Genomic DNA, 19,710 nt, shown 5'->3' with positions numbered 1-19,710 from the left:
TTACACACTGAATTTATTTGAAACAACATTTTTTATTTGTTTTATTCATGACTGTAAACTACCCGTCATGCTGATTAATCTTAAAAAAACATTCAAAAAAATCGAATGACATATTTTTTTATTATATCTTATGCAAATTATGAGGGGTTGATGAATAATTATTTCGTATGTTTTTTTTCAAAACAAACAACTGATTGAATAGTAATAGTCTTATAATTCGCTAAAAATAAAAAGGATGGTCTATATTTTTCTGTCTGATTGGTTTGTTTAACCTAAAAATCATATTTATTCAGACATTAAGTCTTTTACGGGTTTTTTGTCAGAATTCAGGAAGGTAAGAATAAGAACATTCAAAATAGTCGTTTATCTGATCACTCTTTGTGGTTACTTCAACGGTCACTATCTTGGTTTTTAAGCCTTGTTCACCGTGATCTCTGTTTGTAAATAGGGCACTCTTACATCGTCGAGTGGCCGTATCTGCGATCCCGATGAACCGTGGAGCTTGGTCGGCACTGTGTGGGTGAAGGTAAAATACGCGGGTGAAAAGGAGACATGACGTTGAATCAAACCGAAGATCAGCAGCCCATCAGCCGTTTTCTCAGCAAGCAGCATGTGCTCACGCTGTGCGCCGGTAATGGTGTGGAGATGTGGTGCGCCAACTGTTTTTACGTGTTCGACGCCGAGCGTATGGCGCTGTGGCTGATGACCGAACCGCATACCCAGCATGGCCGCCTGATGCAGCAGAACAGTAGGGTGGTGGGAACCATTGCCCCGCAACCAAAGAGCATCGCGCTGATCAAAGGCGTGCAGTATCGTGGTGACATCACCCTGTTGCAGGGGGATGAAGATCGGCCGGCCCGCGAGCGCTACTGCAAGCGCTTTCCGGTGGCGAAGGTGATGAAAGCCCCGATCTGGCAGCTCACTTTGCTGGAAGTGAAGATGACGGATAACACGCTAGGCTTTGGTAAAAAGCTGCATTGGCAACGCTAGGGCTTTCAGAGGCGGGCAGTTTGTCGCACAGGTTTCAAAACGCAAGCGGAGAGAACACATGACCAGGGTATTAATCACAGGGGCTTCCGGCCTGGTTGGGGGCGAGCTGTTACAACTGTTGCAGGCCGCTCCGCAGGTGACGGCGATCGTCGCACCCACGCGGGTGGCGCTGGAGCCGCACGGCAAGCTGCAAAATCCGATGGGGGGCGATCTGTCTGCACTGCTGGCGGGGTTGGCTCAGCCGGTGGATGTGGTGTTCTGTTGCCTGGGCACCACGCGCCGTCAGGCAGGCAGCGCCGAGGCGTTTCGCCATGTGGATTATCAACTGGCGATCGAAACGGCTCTCGCCGGGCAGCGGTTGGGCGCGCAGCATTGCCTGGTGGTCAGCGCCATTGGGGCCAATCCGCGTTCCCCATTTTTGTACAATCGCACCAAAGGGGAGCTAGAGCAGGCGCTGCGCGCGCAGAATTGGCCACGCCTGACGCTGGTGCGCCCTTCTATGCTGCTGGGCCGGGCGAAACCGCGCCTGCTGGAGTGGCTCAGCGTGCCGCTGTTTGCGTTGCTGCCCGGCAAATGGCGCTCCGTCGCTGGCAAAGACGTGGCGCAAACCCTGCTGACGCAGGCTCTCAGCGCTGGCAATGGGGTGAAAATTTTAGAATCCGACCAACTGCATTGCGCACGTTGATCACAAGGGGGAAGCAGATCGTTATCGCCTGACCATTAATCTGCCCCCCTAGCGTAAAGGAATAACCCCGGAACCTGATCTCTGTGATACTGTGTCAGTCAAAAACGCTAAATTTCCCAAGCCACCGGAAAACCGGTTGCGTCACAACTGGCCTTTATCCATCCAAATCATAATAGCGGCGGTTGAAGTACATCAGCCCACATGGGGATTCACTGATACGTACCGCCTGCACCTGGCAGTAAAACACCGTGTGGCTGCCGATTTCGTGGAATTGATGGATGGTACAATCAAAATTGGCGACGGCCGAATTCAATACCGGTGCGCCGCTGGTGAGTACTCGCCAACTGTCATGGAGAAAACGCTGCTCCGAGCGCAACGTGGCACTGGCAAATATCCCCGATAGATCGCGATGGTTGCTGGATAACACGTTGACACACAGCGCACCGTTTTGCTTGAAATGGGGGTTGGCAAACGAGTTACGGTTCATGCACACCAGCAGGGTGGGAGGTTGATCGGTCACACTGCACACCGCCGAAGCGGTAAAACCGTATTTTCCCGCCGGGCCGTCGGTGGTAATCACCGAGACTGCACTGCCCAACTGCGCCATCGCATTACGAAATTCAGTTTGAAGAGTCATCATGTCTTCCTTATAGATCGAGCACTAACTGCGCACTTTTCGCTCGCGAGCAACACAATAGAATCAGATTGTTAGCCGCCTTTTCCTCGTCGGTGAGATAGCTATCGCGATGATCCGGTTCTCCTTCCAGCACGTCGGTCAAGCAACTGCCGCAGATCCCCTGTTTACAGGAAACACACACTTTCACCCCCGCCTGCGCCAAGGCTTCGACAATGCTCTGATTCTCTGCCACTCGCACCTTGGTGCCGCTGCTGGCCAGGGTGACGTCAAAGGCCGCACCCTGCATTTCTACTTCAGCCGCAAAACACTCCTGATGAAGGCGATCCTGGCCATAACCCAAGGCGATCGCCTGCTCGGTGACCGCCGTCATCAGGCGTGGCGGGCCGCAGACATAGACATGGGTATTCTCTGGCACATCCGTCAGGGTTGGGGTTAATGCCAAGCGTTGTTCGTCGCTGAAATACAGCCGTACATGGCGGGCATAGGGGGCATGCTCCAACATATCCACAAAGGCGGCCTGTTGGCGGCTGCGGGCGCAGTAATGGAGGGTAAATGAACGGCCAGCGGCATAGAGCGTTGCCGCCATCGCCAGCATGGGCGTAATACCAATCCCCCCGCCGATCAACAGGCTGTGGGCCGCATTGGGCTCCAGCGCGAACAGATTGCGTGGCGTGCTCACGCGCACGTCATCTCCTGGCTGTAAAGCATGCGCCGCCAGCGAACCGCCCTGAGATTGAGCGGCTTTCAGTATGCCCAACTGATAGTGATAACGATCGGCAGGATCGTTACACAGTGAATAAGGCCGAACCAGATCGTTCCCCAAGTGGAGATCAAGATGTGCCCCGGCCGCAAAACCGGGCAACTCCTTGCCTGCTGGATCACCCAGGGTGAGCAGGACGACATCGCCCTGCAATTCTCGGGCAATAATCTTTAATATCAACATATTGACTCCCATATGCCTTAGCGCATAAACAACCCGCCGTTGATATCCCAGGTGGCACCGGTGACAAAGGCCGCCTGCGGTGAGGCTAATAGCGCTACCGCCTGCGCCACAAATTCGGCATCACCCAGCTTGCCGACCGGGATCATCTGCAATAGCCCCGCCAGCTTTTCTGCCGGGACTAACGCATACACCGACGGTAAATCCAGCGGGCCCGGTGCGATCGCATTCACGGTGACGCCGGATTGACTCAGCTCACGGGCAAAGACCTTGGTCAGCGTCAGAATGCCGCCCTTCGAGGCCGCATAGTGCGCGCCTGATGCGGTTCCCCCATTTTGCCCCGCCAACGAGGCCAAGTTGATAATCCTGCCGTAGCCCCGTTTGGCAAAATAACGCCCCACGGTCTGGCAACTGACAAAGGTGCCGCGCAGGTTGGTGGTGAGTACCTGATCAAACTCATCGGGCTGGATATCCATCACCGGGGTTGCCAAGGTCAGCGCAGCGTTATTAACCAGCACTTCCAGGCTGCCAAAACGCTCTACAGTGGCTGCCAGTGCCTGTTCAACGTCTTGCGCCTGGCGGATATCCAACCCCAGTGCCAGTACGCGATCCCCATGGCTATCCAGCTCACGAGCGGCTTGCTGTGCCCGCTGAAGGCTTACATCGGTTAATACCAGTTGAAAACCCTGCTGTAACAGCTGGGTGGCGATAACATTGCCTAGGCCCGAAGCGGCACCGGTCACTAATGCGGTTTGTGTCATGCATTGCTCCTTAGAGGATGTAGCCGATGCTGTGCAGCACGTCATCGCTGTTAATCAGGCGGATGGTTTTCTGCTGAATCAGCCATTGGTTGCCCTGTGGCAACAGGTGGTAAGTGACGTCGGCGGCATAGTGCCTGCTGTTGCCCTTGCGGTGTTCCCACAGGGATTGAGCACAGCGCACCACCACCTTGTGCTCGTCTGCCTCCAGCAGGCGAAAACGCGACAGCGTGCGTAGCGTGCGGGCGCGCGGCGTGGTAGAGATGGATTCGCCGCTGTCGAGGCGGTGTACCCGTTTCATCCGCATCTGGTGATCGTCATAGGCGTAATTAAGGCTATTTTTAAAATCGGTTGCCTGCGGATCGATGGGGATCACATACAGCCCTTCAGGTTGCCAGAGCGCCAGCCAGGCATTGAAGTCGCCTTGATCGAGCAAGTCACCCTCCAGATTAATCAGCGTGATGGCACTGAACAGCACGGCGTTAGAGGTTTCCATCATGAGTTCTCCGTCATCAGTTTTTTCCACATCTGGTAGGCCGCCCGCATCCCGGTTTCGGCGCTGACGTCGCTGCGCAGGCCGTCGGCGGTTGGCTGCTCACCGGCGAGCCCGCGGTTCAGCATGATCCACAACTTGTCCCCGGCGGTCGCACCGCGCTGTACCCGCTCCCAGGCTTCGGAGTCATCCGGCGTGCCAAACCCCATCGGCCCCTGAAAGTGTTCATGCATCCGTAGGCGCGCCTGATTGGCAATGTCCGGCCCGCCGTCCATGGTGATCACCGCGTGATGAATTTCGGTTTCATTCACCGACAGCGGTTGCAGCACCCGGAAAAACGCCATCGAACAGGCGATATTAGGGAAGATATTCAGGTTGAACCCGGAACCGCCGACGGCACGCACAATGCGGCGCACCTGCTGTTCGTCATGATCCTGACGCAGCGCCTGTGCCAGTTCGAGAAAACGTTCAGGGATAGGCGCATCCAGGTTGGCTTCCAGATCGACCAACTCAGGGATCATCACCATCACGCTGTGGCCATTGCCCAGATCTTCGACATAGCCACTGCCGCCGACAAAGTTGAGCATCTCTTCGGTCTGCTTATTGACGGAGCTTAAAAAGGAGCGATGCACCACGGGGAAATGATAGCCATCGGTGGTGTTCTCCAACTGGATTTTCCAGTTGCCGGGAAAGCGGAAGCGATGGGCCGGGCCGGTTTTAACCGGATAACCCGCCCCCTGCTTCATAAACAGATCGATCCACTTTTTGGCCGCGCCCAGATAGTCGCTCAGCGGTTCGATATCCGCATTGAAGGTGGCAAAAATCATGCCTGCGTACTGTTCAGTCCGCAGTTGCACCAGCCCCAGCTCGGCTTTATCCAACTGGTCAGCATAGCTTTCAGGATGCGGTACGCCGCGCAGGCTGCCATCCAGCGCATAGCCCCAGCCGTGGTACGGGCAGACAAAGCTGTTGGTTTTACCCTTGCGCTGCTCACATACCGTTGCCGCCCGGTGACGGCAGCGGTTGAGTAGGGTGCGGACTTCTCCTTTGCGGTCACGCACCACGATCACCGGCTGAGTGGCGATTTCCGTGGTTTTAAAACTGCCGCTTTCCGGCAGTTCGCTGGCGTGAGCCACCCAGACCCAGGTTTTGCTGAAAATCCGCTCCAGCTCAAGTTCAAACAGTTCCGCGGAGGTATACAACGAGGTGTGTACCCGATCGGCTTTAACCAACGCGGCAATCTCGGCGTGGCTGGGCGGTGTCGTCGCTTCGAGGTTTTTTACTGCAATAGCGTGCTGACAAGACATGGTCATTCCCCTGTATCTATTCAATTAGCGGCTTTCATCCGGTACCGGCAGTTCATCCGCACTGTTCCAGTGGTTCACCGGGCGGCTAAACAGATTGCGGGTAGTAAAATGCGCTATCCGCATGCCGCCTTCAGCGCGGGCAAACCAGGCAATAATTTCGGCCGCATTCAGGTGCGCACTCCCGGTACTGAACGTGGAGGTTTGCAACATCAGCCAACGGCCACGCAAGCGCCCTGGTTGCTCACAGCCGATCGCTTCCGAGCAGAGAAAATGGGCATTCATGGCGAAGTGGTTGGGCTGACGGACATAGCGCAGCAGCATCGCCACAATGGCTTCACGCCCTTGATGCACGCCAAGACGGGTGGCATAAGGTTCGCCAACTCCTTCCCAGCGGGCATCTGGGGTAAACAGCTCCCCGGCTGCGCGGGCGTTTTCCGGGCTGTTGAGATCGTCACACAGGCGCATGTAGTCACTGATACACAGCCGGACCGCCTGCTGATCCTCCAACTGCTGTAAACGCTGAGCCTCCTGTAAGTTCATGACGGCTCCGTTAGTGCTGTATGATCAGTTCACGGCCGACGCGGGCTTCGATCTTGCAGTACTTCCATAACTTGTAAGCCCCGTCGCCGACGGGCGTGGTGCGGAACAAATTACACACCGCGCTGACGTGTTCCAGCGCATCAGCATCGGCCAGTACGTAAGTCGTCCACGGCCAGCCTGGCGATGGGCCGACCATAATCTGGTCGTCGTCCATGTTGCCAATCACCCGAATGCCTGGCGTTTCCTCCATCCCTTTCATCATCACGCCGAAGGCGGCCCACACCTGTTTGGCCTCAGGCGCGGTGGCATCAAAAAAATTCTGGTTTACGCCGATGCAAAACAGCACCCGCAGTTTGTTTGACTGGCTCATCTGTTGCTCCTGTTGAGTGAAAATCACAAATAACCCGGCAGCGGCTTACCGCCGAAAAACACCGTACCGGCATTGATATAAGAAAGGTCGCCCATAAAAGCGTGTTGAGTAATCACCAGGGTGTCGCGCACATAGCGCTGTAGCGGGCTGGTCAGGGCGATCCCGCCCATGCCATTGAGCGCCAAAGCCTGGCGGGCCACCTCTGCGGCCACCCGGGTGGCGTGAGTCGAAGAGAGGCGTAACGCATTGATCTGCTGGCAAGAAGCGTCGTTACCCGTCAGCAGCCTTTGCCAAACGTCATCAATCGCCTGATAAAACCAAGAGCGGGCAGAGCACAGTTCGGCCTCGCAGCGGGCAATCTGGATCTGAGCCTGTGGCCGTTCGGCCAACTGTGGCGCACTGGTGACCGACTGTTGGCGATGAGCAATGGCGTAGATTTCATTCAGCGCAGCACGCGCCACGCCGAGCGCCACCACGGACAGCACCTGTGTCGCCAGGGAGAGCACCGGATAGCGGTACAGCGGCCCATCCAGATTGAGAGCCGCACCGCGGGTAAAGGTCCACTCCTGCGGCACAAACACATCATTCACCACCAGATCGTGGCTGCCGGTGCCCGCCAGCCCAACGGTGTTCCAGGTGGGATCAATCTGCACGCTGCTTGGCGGTAACACCGCCATACGCGGCAGCGGTTGCCCGCCTTCCGGCATGATCCCCACGCCAAAGATCGAGGCTCCCATACAGCCACTGGCAAAGCTCCAGCGCCCGCTGACGCGGTAGCCGCCATCCGTCTGCGCTGCGCGCTGCGGAGGAAATATGCCCCCGGCAAAGACCACGTCCGGGCCGTCGCGATACAGGGCCTGTAGCGTATCGGTGGGCAGCGCCCCAAGGTAAAACGGGCTCATACCAAAGCTGGCGACCCACCCGGCAGAACCATCGGCGGTCGCAATCTGTTCAACCAGTTCACAAAATTGTGCCGGGGAACATTCATCACCGCCGTAAACCTTAGGCACCAGCGCACGGTAAACCCCGATCTGTTTAAAACGGGCAATGATGTCGGCGGAAATATGGCGCTGATGTTCAAAATCCACGCTGTGGGCCGCAATATCATTCAGTAATGGAGCAATATCTTCACGATGATGTAGAGCTGACATGGCTTCCTCCTGGGTGATTCTGTGGTTGGCGGGCAGCCGAATGCTGCCGCAGTAAGCGGTGCTTACTGAGTTGATTAATCAAATAAGGGCCGAGCGAGTGCTGCTAGCGGAGCCTGGCGAGCAGGTATTCCGCAGCCTCAACCAGCAGAGGGTCGTGGCCTTTGTTGGCGACTAACTGGAGCGCTACCGGGCGGCCAGCAATCTCACCGATCGGGATTGAGATCGCCGGGTGCCCGCTGAGATTGAAGGGACGAACCAGCTTTGTCAGGCTGACCATGCTGAGCGGATCGCGGGCTTCGCCCAGCGTCGGCGGCAGCTCCGGCAGGGTAGCCAAGGCCAGCAGCGGCGTGCGTTCCAGCAGCGTATCCAGCCGATCGCTGAAGCTCTGCCGCACGCGTTCAGCCTGAGCCAGCGCGGCGGCGTTCACCGTTTCCCCAGCGCGCAGGCGGGTGGCGACATCGTCGGAGATGCCATCCAGCGCCAGCAGAGGGTGAAACGCTTGCCAGTTTTCGTGGCTGATGATGGCCATTCCAGCCTGATAAGCCTGGTCAAGCTCGGGTAGCAAGATGGGGTGCAGCGCGGCTCCCGCCTGTTCCAACACCCGGTGAATTAACGCATCGATAGACGGCGCGGCGGCGCTGATCGTCCCGACCGCTGGCAGGGTTAGCATCCTGTTACCCGGTTGAATGGCTAAGCGGCTCAACACCTGGCGCAGCACGCCTGCCTTGCGGGCAAACAGGCCCACGCAGTCTAACGAACTCTGTGCTGGCGTGACCCCCTGGCGGCTGAGCAGGCCATAGGTCGGTTTTAGCCCCAGAATGCCGCAGCAGGCCGCAGGCAGACGAACCGAACCCCCGGTATCGGTGCCGATGGCGAAATCCACTTCGCCAGCGGCCACCGCCGCCGCCGAACCGCTGGAGGAACCACCGGGGATCAACGCGGGATACTGAGGGTTCAGCGGGGTTCCGCTCCATGAGTTAATCCCGGTAACGCCAAACGCCAGCTCATGCAGCGTGGTTTTTCCTTCCAGAACACAGCGCTGATTGAGCAAGGTGTTCACCACCTGCGCATGGTGCTGCGCTGGCGGTGCCGATGCGAGAGCTTTGCACCCTGCCTGCGTGGCATAGCCTGCGACATCAAGGGTATCTTTCACCGCAAAGTGCAGATCGCCTTGCCCCAGGCTAAATTTCTCAACGTAGGCATTGCTGTTGCTTAAATGGTTCATCATTGCCGCCTTAGCTTTAAAAAACGTATCTGTTTTGGGAATAACCCTCGGTACGTTTTCTATTCAGATTGACGATGAACCCATCATGGATGATTTAGATGAAAATTCAAGTAATATTTCACATAAAAATTACATTCCAATAACAATATATACAACATTAAAAATGGCAGGGTTAATAAGCTATCACAATGAATAATCTGAAAAATCAGGTTATTTTTCGACAAAAAAACCGCCGAAGGAAAATCCCAGGCGGTGGTGATAACGTCTTTATTTACAGGATGTTAATTGTTGTTTTAATAACTCGATCACAGTTTTGCGATCGGGGTAGCGCGGGGGCGGTTACAGCTCATTGAGATTATCCAAGACTCGCCCTAGAGACTGGTTCATTTTTTCTCGCTGTGCCGCTGTCATGCCCTTAAATGCTTTTTCAAATACCTTTTGCGTCAGGCGGTGCGCCTCTTCCACTTTGGCCTTGCCAGCCGCGGTGAGCGTCACCTCCGTCACGCGGGCGTCCCGTTCGCTGCTGACGGTCGTCACTAATCCATCGTCACGCAGCCGCCCGACAATTTTGGTGACCGTCGGCATTTTAGCCATCGCATGTTCGGAAATCTGCGAGATGCTGGCACTGCCATACAGGCGGGTGATCACCAGCACCCGAAAACGCGACACGTCCAGCTGAACCTTCTTGAGCGTGACTTCCATGATTTGGGTATAACGCGCGTAGACATTGACGATCCAGTAAAACGGGAATTCCTCACGGTGAAAAACCGGATCTTCCGGAGACGGACTATCTGGTATTTGGCTCATGATTTTCCTTACTGAGGGAGGTATTTTCGCGCTGATTATAGCTGCTAATGGTGGGGGTCTATAGCATTACCACATACCTCATGATGCTCTCCTTGCCGATCGCCAGCGTGTTATGGCCGAATATCGCACATAAATGATACAAAAATGCAACATGGTTAACATTTTTGTATCATTTATGCAGAAACCTGTTGCTACCCGAATCTGTTCCTTCCTATAAGTGAGCCCATGTTTTGGTGTCGAATTGAGCAATAACGAAAAAGAGATGGCTCATGAGAACCTCTGGGAACGGCCATTTTTAATATAAATATCAAAACATTATATATTCCCTGCGAGCCGATAACGCTAGGGATCGCCTATCCGCGTGCCTGCACCGGATTTTCAACACCCATGAACATTATTGCGGAGATATCATGAACGGTAGCCCCTCTTCTGAGCAGATACAGTGTGACCCGCCGATGCTCCCTGCGGCCGATGGTGCGCGGCTCAATGCCCGCCAACAGGCCGTTATTAACAAGCTGTTTCGTCGGCTGCTGGTGTTTTTATTCATTCTGTTTGTTTTCTCCTATCTGGACCGCATCAACATTGGGTTTGCCGGTCTGACCATGGGGAAAGATCTCGGCCTGACCAGCACCATGTTTGGCCTGGCAACCACCCTGTTTTACGTGATGTATGTGGTGTGCGGTATTCCCAGTAACATCATGCTGGGGATCGTCGGCGCACGGCGCTGGATTGCGATTATTATGGTGATCTGGGGCGTGGCTTCTACCGCCACGATGTTCGCCACTGGCCCTAACAGCCTGTACGTGTTGAGAATGCTGGTCGGGATTGCCGAAGCTGGCTTTTTACCCGGTTTATTGCTGTATCTCACCTACTGGTTCCCTGCCTACTATCGCGCGCGGGCCAATGCCCTGTTCATGATCGCGATGCCGGTCACCATGGCGCTGGGTTCGCTGGCATCCGGCTACATATTAAGCATGGATGGCCTGTTGGATCTCCGTGGCTGGCAGTGGTTGTTCCTGCTGGAAGGTTTTCCTTCGGTGCTGCTGGGAGCGGTGGTCTGGTTTTATCTGGATGACAGCCCGGCCAAGGCCAAATGGTTAACCGATGACGACAAAGCCTGCTTGCAGGAAATGATGGAGGCAGACAAGCTGAGCCTGGTGCAAGCCCAGGGGAGCACCAGCTATAGCGCGTTGCAGAGCGGCAGCATGTGGCGTGAGCTGTTTACCCCGGTGATTATGCTCTACACCTTGGCATATTTTTGCCTGACCAACACGCTAAGCGCCTTAAGCGTTTGGACCCCGCTGATTTTGCAGAGCTTTAATCAAAGCAGCAGCAATATCACCATTGGTTTCCTCAGCGCTATTCCGCAGGTCTGTACCATTATCGGGATGATTTGGTGGAGTAAACGTTCAGACCGTTTGCAGGAGCGCAAAATGCATACGTTACTGCCCTATCTTTTTGCCGCGGCAGGCTGGATGTTTACCGCATTGGGTACCACCAGTCTGGTGCAATTACTGGGGATTATTATGGCGTCTACCGGGGCGTTTGCCGCGATGGTGATCTTCTGGACCACGCCGGATCAATCCATCAGCCTGCGGGCGCGCGCTATCGGTATCGCGGTGATCAATGCCACAGGGATGACTGGCGCAGCGCTGGGCCCACTCTTGATGGGTTGGTTGAAGGATGTGACGGGCAGTTTCAATGCGGGAATTTATCTGGTCGCCGGTTTTCTGGTGTTGGGGGCGGTGGTGGTCTCGCTGATCCCCATGAAGGGCAGCCGCCCCAGAGCGGCTCCCTGAAAAGCCCGTTTACTATGAACGAAAATCAATCACCTGAGTTTATTGTGTTGTCACAAATGTGCTAACGTTAGTTGTTCATGAGTGATGAATTATTTGAGTAGGCTCAGGGGATTTAAGAATGGAAAGCCGTATCCAGTTTCGTATTGAAAATGAAACAAAGCGATTGGCACAGAAAGCGGCGGAGGCTAAAGGCACCACCTTAAGTGAAGCCTGCCGTCGCTTGGCAGAACAACTGGCTGATGAACAACGCGCAACCGAAGAGCATGAAAATTGGCTCAAGGAGAAGGTTGACGCCGCTTTTGCCCGTTTGCATGAAGGGAATGCGGTTTACGTCAGTGAACCGCAGGCTGAGCAGCGAATGGATGATTTTAAAGCTAAGGTCAGGGCCAGATACGCCGCTAAATAAGGAAGATCATGCGCATCGAATGGGATGACGTTGCGTTGCAGGATCGGGAACGCATTTTTGAATTTCTCTATCCGTTTAACTCGTTGGCAGCGGAGCAGGCCGATGCTGAGATTGAGCGGGCTGCTAAACGATTATTGGATAATCCGAATTTGGGTAAGCCTTGGTATGGAGAGGCACGCAACCTATTGATCAGCAAGGCCTCTCTGGTGCTGATATCTCTGACTGTGGGCGACAGCATAAAAATCCTGGCCGTTGCCCATCAGCGTGAAAAATTCCCCAGCTAACGTAGCTTATGCACCACCTGATTGCTGCTGCCGCGCCAGATCAGCGCCGGATCTTTTAACGCCTGCACAAATTTGCCGTCGATCAGCACGTTGATCTGGTCGACGATCTGCCGCTGTTCGCTATCCAGTTCATCCAGCTTATAACCGGTCCACAGCCAGATATCCTTGCCGGGGCATTCGGCGCGTACCCGTTTTACCAACTGCCACACGGCGGCGACGTTGGCAGGGTGCAGCGGATCGCCACCGGAGAGCGACAGCCCTTGGCGCGGAATGCGAACGTCGTTGAGATCGGCCACGATCTGGTCTTCCATCTGCGGGGTAAACGGCAGGCCGGAATCCAGCCGCCAAGTGCTTTGGTTGTAGCAGCCTTTGCATTGGTGCACGCAACCGGCCACAAACAGCGTGCAGCGGGTGCCGGGGCCGTTGACCACGTCGATGGGGTAATACTGGTGGTAATTCATGGTATTAGCTTCTTTTTTGTTCCCCTCACCCCGACCCTCTCCCCTAGGGAGAGGGAGAAAAGCCTGGTTCGGGCGGGAGCTGGACTAAAATTTGGCACCGTCCATTCCCTTTCCCTGTGGGAGAGGGTTAGGGTGAGGGGGCTGTTAACCAAGGTTAACCAATCTGCCCATTCCCCAGGTGTTTCACCCGGCGTTTCACCTCCCCTAGGTAGAGGGAGAAAAGCATGGTTCGGGCGGGAGCTGGACTAAAATCTGGCACCGTCCATCCCCTCTCACTGTGGGAGAGGGTTAGGGTGAGGGGGCTGTTAACCAATCTGCCCATTCCCCAAATGTTTCACCCGGCGTTTCACCTCTTCCTGCTTACCGGCGTTAAACGGCCGTGCGTCCGGGCTGCCCAAATAACCGCAAACGCGGCGGGTAACCGATACTTTGGCCGAATCGTGATTGCCGCATTTCGGGCAGGTGAAGCCTTTGCTGGTGCAGGAAAACTCGCCGGTAAAGCCGCAGGTATAGCACTCGTCAATCGGCGTGTTGGTGCCGTAATAAGGCACGCGGGTGTAGCTGTAATCCCACACGTCTTCCAGCGCTTTCAGGTTGTGCTGCAAATTCGGGTATTCGCCGTAACAGATGAACCCACCGTTGGTGAGCGGCGGATAAGGCGCTTCGAAATCCAGCTTGTCGTAAGGGTTAACCTTTTTCTCCACGTCGAGGTGGAAACTGTTGGTGTAGTAGCCTTTGTCGGTCACGCCCGGTACCACGCCGAACTCGCTGGTATCCAGGCGGCAGAAGCGATCGCACAGGTTTTCGCTCGGCGTGCTGTACAGGCTAAAGCCGTAGCCGGTTTCGGCTTTCCAGCTTTCGGTCGCCGCCTTCAGGCGTTCGACGATGGCGATGGCTTTAGCACGCAATTGCTCATCGTCATATACGTGCTTCTCTGCGCCAAACAGCGCGTTGATGGTTTCATGTACGCCGATATAGCCCAGCGAGATCGACGCTCGGCCATGTTTGAAGATCTCCGCGATATTGTCATCGGCTTTCAGCCGCACGCCGCAGGCACCTTCCATATACAGAATCGGCGCCACGCGCGCCTTGATGCCTTCCAGCCGCGCAATGCGGGTCATTAACGCCTTTTTCGCCAGCAGCAGGCGCTCATCCAGCAGCGCCCAGAAACGGCTTTCATCGCCGTTGGCTTCCAGCGCGATACGCGGCAGGTTGAGGCTGATCACGCCGATATTGTTGCGGCCATCGTGGACTTGCTCGCCGTTCTCTTCGTAAGTCCCCAAGAAACTGCGGCAGCCCATCGGGGTTTTGAACGAACCGGTGACCTGCACCACCTGATCGTAATTGAGGATGTCCGGGTACATGCGCTTGCTGGCACATTCCAGCGCCAACTGCTTGATATCGTAATTGGCGTCGCCAAATTTGTGGTTCAGGCCGTCGCGGATGGCGAACACCAGCTTCGGGAACACCGCCGTTTTACGGTTTTTGCCCAGCCCGGCGATGCGGTTTTTCAGGATCGACTGCTGGATCATGCGCGATTCCCAGATCGTTCCCAAGCCAAAGCCGAAGGTGACAAACGGCGTCTGGCCGTTGGCGGTGTGCAGGGTATTCACTTCGTATTCCAGCGATTGGAAGGCGTCGTAACACTCTTTCTCGGTGCGTGCCATCGCATAGCCTGCCACATCCGGGATCTGCCACTGCTGCGCTATCTGCTGGTGTTTGTGGAAGCTGGCGGTAACAAAGGGCGCCAGGATCTCATCAATGCGATTGATGGTGGTGCCGCCATAAATATGGCTGGCCACCTGAGCGATGATCTGCGCGGTGACGGCGGTGGCGGTGGAGATCGACTTCGGCGGTTCGATCTCGGCATTGCCCATTTTGAAGCCGTTGGTCAGCATGCCTTTTAGATCGATCAGCATACAGTTGAACATCGGGAAGAACGGCGAGTAGTCGAGATCGTGATAGTGGATCTCACCGCGTTCGTGCGCCAGCACCACGTCGCGCGGCAGGATATGCTGTTTGGCGTAGTGCTTGGCGACAATCCCGGCCAGCAGATCGCGCTGAGTGGGGATCACCTTGCTGTCTTTGTTGGCGTTCTCGTTCAGCAGCGCCACGTTGCTTTGCTCCACCAGGCCGCGGATCTCCTGGTTCAGCCGCCCGCGCAGCTCGCGCGACACATCGCGATCGTGGCGATATTCAATATAAGTACGTGCCAGTTGCTTGTAGTGGCCAGCCATCAGCTGGTTTTCGACCGCCTGCTGGATCTCATGGATATCGACACGCGGCTGCTGTTCCATCTGTTGAGCGACCACACGGGCGACGGTAGCGCAGTAGTCGGCATCGACAACGCCAGCGGCCAGCGCGGCCCGCTCAACGGCCTGCTTGATGCGCTCTTCGTCAAAAGAGACCTGGCAACCGTCCCGTTTAATCACTACTGGTTTCACGTTGTTACTCCTGTTCCCGTTGGGGAGCGTTATACCCGCGTGCTGGGGTATTGGCACAGTTTCGGCTTATCCACAGGGCAATGCCGCAGAACACAAGGGCTGCGGGGGCGTGTGGATGACTTTGTGGATAACTACTATATATAGATGATTAATTTACTGCGAGCACTATATATGGGCGTTACGTCGGTTTTTTTGACCTGGGACAAAGAATTCGGGAGAGCGTTTGAACGCTGTACAACGGTCAATATCCGGAAGAATGGCAGCCCTTGCTATCAGCGGGCTGAACGCCAAATGACCATGAGGCAACAAGATCGCTAAAGCGTGATGACGATCGCATCACGCCGGGGAGTGGCGAAAGTGGTTCAATAAAAAATCGACCCAGGCGCGCACCCGTGGCGGCAGATCGGCCGAGGTATTTTGTGTTGGCCGTGGCCAATATTTCTGCAACAGCGGTTGCAGCGTGCCCTGTGCGAAATGTTTTTCCGCGTACCAGCGTGACAGGTAGACAATTCCCAGCCCGGCCAGGGCGGCATCCAGCAGCATTTCTGGCTGGCATGGATTATCTGCCGCCGCATTTGGTGCAAGGGGTATTTGATATGAGCGATGAACGTTTGGCGCAAGCAGCGGCGGGCGTGGTGCAGTTGGTACAGCGGTTTTAGGCTTTTTGGCGCGTATCTGTGAGTAAATCGTTCAGGCAATTGGGCTGATGTATCACCAGGCTTTCTTTCTGTTTTTTGCTCAGTTGCTTAACCCGATATTCCAGCTTCAGTGCCGTTGAGCGATCACCCGCCTGACAGTGAAAAACCAGCATCAACTCACCTTTTCCCCGCAGCGCTTTCGCCCCTTTACCGGCCTGATGCTGCGTTATACGCCGCGCCACATCGGTGGTGATGCCGGTATACAGCATGCCGCCCGGCATGCGCAGCATATAAAGGTGCCAGATCACTTCATTCATAAATGCTTATACCGTTTTTCATCAAGCAAAATACAACCTGCCGCTATTCTTTAGCGTTGTCGAAAAGAGTTCAACGGATAAATAGCCAAGGTGCCGTGGACCCTCTTTTTTAGCGCATAGCTAATAGATTGATTTTAAAGGGTAGAAGAGAAGGCGATAGAGAAAGGGTTTTTTAGCCTTTTACGTTGTTACTCAATGATAAGTAAAGCGGTTAGCGCTATTCTTGAACGGTTCACTGCCGTACAGGCAGCTTAGAAACCAAATCGTCTGATAGCGAAGACGCATACCAGCGTTCACTGCCGTACAGGCAGCTTAGAAATGAGCCCGCCGAACGCGGTTAACTACCTGGTCGTTCACTGCCGTACAGGCAGCTTAGAAAGCGAATCCGGACAGTGGGTTGCGCACATAACAGTTCACTGCCGTACAGGCAGCTTAGAAAAGTTGCGAGAACGCTGTTGCCAAAACTGGATAGTTCACTGCCGTACAGGCAGCTTAGAAAGTTCCAGTCAAACACCCCGCTCGCCGTTGGGCGTTCACTGCCGTACAGGCAGCTTAGAAATCACGCTCACCAAAGGGCCGTTTGGCTTTCGGGTTCACTGCCGTACAGGCAGCTTAGAAATTGGTCAGCAACATTCTCACCCCGGAAGGTGCGTTCACTGCCGTACAGGCAGCTTAGAAAGTAACATTGCCGTTGGCGCGCTATGGTAATTCGTTCACTGCCGTACAGGCAGCTTAGAAATGGAAGCAGAGCAAAGCGTGATCGGCGGCCTGGTTCACTGCCGTACAGGCAGCTTAGAAAAATTGCTTCCATCAGATCATCGTTGTTGTATTGTTCACTGCCGTACAGGCAGCTTAGAAAAGTGCCCTTGCGGGGCCGGTGCCATCTCCGGCGTTCACTGCCGTACAGGCAGCTTAGAAAAAAGAACGGCGTATGCGGCTGCGTGTGGCTGGGTTCACTGCCGTACAGGCAGCTTAGAAAAAACCAACTGCAACTATTAACGTGCACGAAAAGTTCACTGCCGTACAGGCAGCTTAGAAAGTTAAAGGTCGCGAGGTCTGGGAATGGTTGCCGTTCACTGCCGTACAGGCAGCTTAGAAATAAGCTAGCACCATCCACAACAACAGGATGGTGTTCACTGCCGTACAGGCAGCTTAGAAATCGATCCATCCCGATGGCGGCACCGCCCCAGGGTTCACTGCCGTACAGGCAGCTTAGAAACTCTGTGAAGCACCCTTCGTGATCGGCCATCCGGTTCACTGCCGTGCAGGCAGCTTAGAAACATATCATCCCCCCGCGCCAGGGCGTTTCACAGTTCACTGCCGTGCAGGCAGCTTAGAAAATGACGGAGTCAACCCCTTTAATGGTGCAGCTCGTTCACTGCCGTGCAGGCAGCTTAGAAATACACCGGTTGATTCATACCAATATTCATCCAGTTCACTGCCGTGCAGGCAGCTTAGAAATTGACAATATTAAGTGGGAGGTAGCACGATGAGTTCACTGCCGTGCAGGCAGCTTAGAAAGGTGAGCGGGCTGCGGCCTTCCAAGTAGATTCGTTCACTGCCGTGCAGGCAGCTTAGAAATGTACAGATACACAGTAGTCGCACAGACTGCGGTTCACTGCCGTGCAGGCAGCTTAGAAACTGCTCAAGGCTCAGGCCGACAAGCGCAACATGTTCACTGCCGTGCAGGCAGCTTAGAAAAGGTAAAGTGGATATTACACCGTAACTAGCCCGTTCACTGCCGTGCAGGCAGCTTAGAAAAACAGGCAACCACCGACGATAGCCTCCATGAGGTTCACTGCCGCGCAGGCAGCTTAGAAACAAATGTTTGGGTGATTTCGCTGGCTAACTTAGTTCACTGCCGTGCAGGCAGCTTAGAAACAGATCTGAGTAAGTGGCAATCCGAAGATCCTGGTTCACTGCCGTGCAGGCAGCTTAGAAAACCAGCCCCACAGCTGATTTACGTGTACCCGCGTTCACTGCCGTGCAGGCAGCTTAGAAAAGGCGGCACAGGTAACGCATGAGATCGACAGGGTTCACTGCCGTACAGGCAGCTTAGAAACGGCATACGACCCGCGCCGCCTGATTCAGATTGCTCACTGCCGCACAGGCAGCAACTGTTTACGGGTTAGGGCAGCGTGGTTTAAATCGATCACAGACCAATTTATCGCTATGTCGCCCGCAAATCCTTTAAGGCATAACCTGCAAAGTCACAGGCTATTTCCGCTCGTGAAAAACGCCTAAAAAAGTGCTCGGCACTCTGGTAAAAATGGCGGCTTATAACACTTATGAGGTATAAATCAAATGACCTACTAATTAACATGGTTAGGGTTTTTTTTTCTTTTTATTAACTCCCGCACGTTTTCATTTTTGTAGATTAACATCCAATCACAGTGCCGTTTTCTAGTGTTTTATATTGCATCATGATTTTTTATTATTCATTTTAGATGATTATATTATTTTATTGATTCTGATGCATGGCTGAGCCATTTTCTATAACATCGTATAGACAGTTAAAGAGTGCTAAACATTATCAATGCTTCTTCTGTAGGCTGGTAATTGATATGCGCAAGATAGAAGTAGTCTGTCTTGTAAAGAAAACGGTGAAGTATGTTCAAAGTTGAAAAACCTTACGTCGCGTTCAATCGTCTACTTAATGACCTGATTCCTCATGCGGAGAAAATAGCCCCTAAGCAACCTGGAGACACGACAAAAGGTATTATAATAAAAAACGACCCTGAGTTTTTTAAGCTTTTTTTGCTGGAAGAAGGGAGTGCTAACCTTTGCCGGTTAGAGGATGATCTTATCATTTCTACTGTTTTTTCCCCTTATGTCATCGGGTTGTCATTTTATCCAGGGGCTGGAGTCTATTACTCGATAGAGTTAGGATCCCATAGCTGTTTATATCAGATATCTCGGACCCGAGCGCAGTATCTTATCAATAAGCTTGACTTGCAAAAAGAGTATATCAGCGCGGTATCTTACAAGATGTCATTGCTTTATTTACGGGATAGCTGCGTCTTGAAATATAAGTCTGAAGATATTGTAAAAAATATGTTGGTACATTTGATGGAATTTCCTGAGGATTTTCGATCGAATACCTCAGTGCTGAAGTTTATTGAGCAGCGTACAACGTTATCGCGTAGCTGTATTCAGCGTATTTTACTGAATTTAAAGGATGAAAACAGGGTGGACATCATCAATGCCCGGCTTGTGGACATCAGAAATCTCTTCGTTCCGAACTAAGGTATAGAGAGCATAAAACAAGACAAAAGCCATTTCAAAATGGTCATGGCTTGTTTTATGTATTATTTGCTATAAATCGAACAAATTTTGAAATTTAAACCTATTGGATATTCTTTTTGTCAGTGAGGGATTTGACGTGCATACGGCATTAGCAACACCTTATACAAGACTGTTTTGGACGGAATGGCAACTTGAACCTTTATCTACCAAGT

General features: G+C 53.9%; 19 protein-coding genes, 2 pseudogenes and 1 CRISPR repeat array. Of the genes and pseudogenes, 7 read left to right on the top strand and 14 right to left on the bottom strand.

Annotated elements, in window-relative coordinates:
- Positions 1 to 558: 558 nt before the first annotated feature.
- Positions 559 to 990: a YhbP family protein gene (locus ACX9GT_RS22480; protein WP_473191673.1), complete on the top strand. Its 432-nt coding sequence runs from the start codon at positions 559 to 561 to the stop codon at positions 988 to 990.
- Positions 991 to 1,048: 58 nt separating this feature from the next.
- The gene (locus ACX9GT_RS22475) at positions 1,049 to 1,675 is read left to right on the top strand and encodes an NAD(P)H-binding protein (protein WP_473188793.1); all 627 of its coding nucleotides are present in this window, start codon (positions 1,049 to 1,051) and stop codon (positions 1,673 to 1,675) included.
- A 154-nt stretch (positions 1,676 to 1,829) separates the two neighbouring features.
- On the opposite strand, the gene ACX9GT_RS22470 is transcribed toward ACX9GT_RS22475, so the two are convergent.
- From ACX9GT_RS22470 to ACX9GT_RS22425, 10 genes are all read right to left on the bottom strand, one after another.
- Positions 1,830 to 2,312 carry a flavin reductase gene (locus ACX9GT_RS22470; protein WP_473191672.1) on the bottom strand — a complete coding sequence of 161 codons (483 nt, stop codon included), beginning with the start codon at positions 2,310 to 2,312 and terminating at the stop codon, positions 1,830 to 1,832.
- A gap of 10 nt (positions 2,313 to 2,322) precedes the next feature.
- The gene (locus ACX9GT_RS22465; protein ID WP_473188792.1) at positions 2,323 to 3,255 is read right to left on the bottom strand and encodes a PDR/VanB family oxidoreductase; all 933 of its coding nucleotides are present in this window, start codon (positions 3,253 to 3,255) and stop codon (positions 2,323 to 2,325) included.
- Between the two features lie 17 nt (positions 3,256 to 3,272).
- Complete coding sequence (locus ACX9GT_RS22460; protein ID WP_473188791.1) at positions 3,273 to 4,013, bottom strand: SDR family NAD(P)-dependent oxidoreductase; 741 nt, start codon at positions 4,011 to 4,013, stop codon at positions 3,273 to 3,275.
- A 10-nt stretch (positions 4,014 to 4,023) separates the two neighbouring features.
- Positions 4,024 to 4,506, bottom strand: coding sequence for an aromatic-ring-hydroxylating dioxygenase subunit beta (locus ACX9GT_RS22455; RefSeq protein WP_473191671.1), 483 nt, complete (start codon positions 4,504 to 4,506; stop codon positions 4,024 to 4,026).
- Positions 4,506 to 5,810 (bottom strand): aromatic ring-hydroxylating oxygenase subunit alpha, encoded by a 1,305-nt coding sequence (locus ACX9GT_RS22450; protein ID WP_473188790.1) that lies wholly within the window; start codon positions 5,808 to 5,810, stop codon positions 4,506 to 4,508. Before ACX9GT_RS22450 ends, ACX9GT_RS22455 begins: the two co-directional genes overlap by 1 nt.
- A gap of 24 nt (positions 5,811 to 5,834) precedes the next feature.
- Complete coding sequence (locus ACX9GT_RS22445; protein WP_473188789.1) at positions 5,835 to 6,350, bottom strand: nuclear transport factor 2 family protein; 516 nt, start codon at positions 6,348 to 6,350, stop codon at positions 5,835 to 5,837.
- A 10-nt stretch (positions 6,351 to 6,360) separates the two neighbouring features.
- Positions 6,361 to 6,720: an IacB protein gene (locus ACX9GT_RS22440; protein WP_473188788.1), complete on the bottom strand. Its 360-nt coding sequence runs from the start codon at positions 6,718 to 6,720 to the stop codon at positions 6,361 to 6,363.
- Positions 6,721 to 6,743: 23 nt separating this feature from the next.
- A complete protein-coding gene (locus ACX9GT_RS22435; RefSeq protein ID WP_473188787.1) occupies positions 6,744 to 7,871 on the bottom strand; it encodes an acyl-CoA dehydrogenase family protein in 1,128 nt (375 codons plus the stop codon).
- 103 nt (positions 7,872 to 7,974) lie between these two features.
- Complete coding sequence (locus ACX9GT_RS22430; protein WP_473191670.1) at positions 7,975 to 9,096, bottom strand: amidase; 1,122 nt, start codon at positions 9,094 to 9,096, stop codon at positions 7,975 to 7,977.
- Between the two features lie 339 nt (positions 9,097 to 9,435).
- Positions 9,436 to 9,903: a MarR family winged helix-turn-helix transcriptional regulator gene (locus ACX9GT_RS22425; RefSeq protein WP_473188786.1), complete on the bottom strand. Its 468-nt coding sequence runs from the start codon at positions 9,901 to 9,903 to the stop codon at positions 9,436 to 9,438.
- A gap of 455 nt (positions 9,904 to 10,358) precedes the next feature.
- On the opposite strand from ACX9GT_RS22425, the gene hpaX reads away from it, so the two are divergent.
- From hpaX to ACX9GT_RS22410, 3 genes are all read left to right on the top strand, one after another.
- Complete coding sequence (hpaX, locus tag ACX9GT_RS22420; protein WP_473191669.1) at positions 10,359 to 11,702, top strand: 4-hydroxyphenylacetate permease; 1,344 nt, start codon at positions 10,359 to 10,361, stop codon at positions 11,700 to 11,702.
- 118 nt (positions 11,703 to 11,820) lie between these two features.
- Positions 11,821 to 12,108 (top strand): type II toxin-antitoxin system RelB/DinJ family antitoxin, encoded by a 288-nt coding sequence (locus ACX9GT_RS22415; protein ID WP_473188785.1) that lies wholly within the window; start codon positions 11,821 to 11,823, stop codon positions 12,106 to 12,108.
- Between the two features lie 8 nt (positions 12,109 to 12,116).
- Entirely contained in the window at positions 12,117 to 12,392 is a 276-nt protein-coding gene (locus tag ACX9GT_RS22410) for a type II toxin-antitoxin system RelE/ParE family toxin (RefSeq protein WP_473188784.1), read from the top strand.
- Here ACX9GT_RS22410 and nrdG read toward each other — a convergent pair.
- From nrdG to ACX9GT_RS22395, 3 genes and pseudogenes are all read right to left on the bottom strand, one after another.
- A complete protein-coding gene (gene nrdG / locus ACX9GT_RS22405) occupies positions 12,389 to 12,853 on the bottom strand; it encodes an anaerobic ribonucleoside-triphosphate reductase-activating protein (protein ID WP_473188783.1) in 465 nt (154 codons plus the stop codon). The genes ACX9GT_RS22410 and nrdG overlap by 4 nt on opposite strands.
- Before the next feature lie 305 nt (positions 12,854 to 13,158).
- The gene (gene nrdD / locus ACX9GT_RS22400) at positions 13,159 to 15,297 is read right to left on the bottom strand and encodes an anaerobic ribonucleoside-triphosphate reductase (RefSeq protein ID WP_473188782.1); all 2,139 of its coding nucleotides are present in this window, start codon (positions 15,295 to 15,297) and stop codon (positions 13,159 to 13,161) included.
- A 336-nt stretch (positions 15,298 to 15,633) separates the two neighbouring features.
- Positions 15,634 to 15,849: pseudogene (locus ACX9GT_RS22395) on the bottom strand (LysR substrate-binding domain-containing protein); the annotation flags it as partial.
- Here ACX9GT_RS22395 and ACX9GT_RS22390 point away from each other — a divergent pair.
- Positions 15,837 to 15,956, top strand: a pseudogene (locus ACX9GT_RS22390) (NAD(P)H-dependent oxidoreductase); the annotation flags it as partial. The pseudogenes ACX9GT_RS22395 and ACX9GT_RS22390 overlap by 13 nt on opposite strands.
- On the opposite strand, the gene ACX9GT_RS22385 reads toward ACX9GT_RS22390, so the two are convergent.
- A complete protein-coding gene (locus ACX9GT_RS22385) occupies positions 15,953 to 16,252 on the bottom strand; it encodes a GIY-YIG nuclease family protein (RefSeq protein WP_473188781.1) in 300 nt (99 codons plus the stop codon). The pseudogene ACX9GT_RS22390 and the gene ACX9GT_RS22385 sit on opposite strands and share 4 nt — an antisense overlap.
- A 230-nt stretch (positions 16,253 to 16,482) precedes the next feature.
- A CRISPR array of direct repeats spans positions 16,483 to 18,314; the repeat unit is 28 nt; unit sequence GTTCACTGCCGTACAGGCAGCTTAGAAA.
- A 548-nt stretch (positions 18,315 to 18,862) separates the two neighbouring features.
- Here ACX9GT_RS22385 and ACX9GT_RS22380 point away from each other — a divergent pair.
- The gene (locus ACX9GT_RS22380) at positions 18,863 to 19,498 is read left to right on the top strand and encodes a helix-turn-helix domain-containing protein (protein ID WP_473188780.1); all 636 of its coding nucleotides are present in this window, start codon (positions 18,863 to 18,865) and stop codon (positions 19,496 to 19,498) included.
- Positions 19,499 to 19,710: the final 212 nt, after the last annotated feature.

It is taken from the genome of Serratia sp. YWN4 (genome assembly GCF_055790845.1).
The sequence above is the reverse complement of the archived record's forward strand: the minus strand, read 5'-3'. Positions and strand labels throughout refer to the sequence as shown.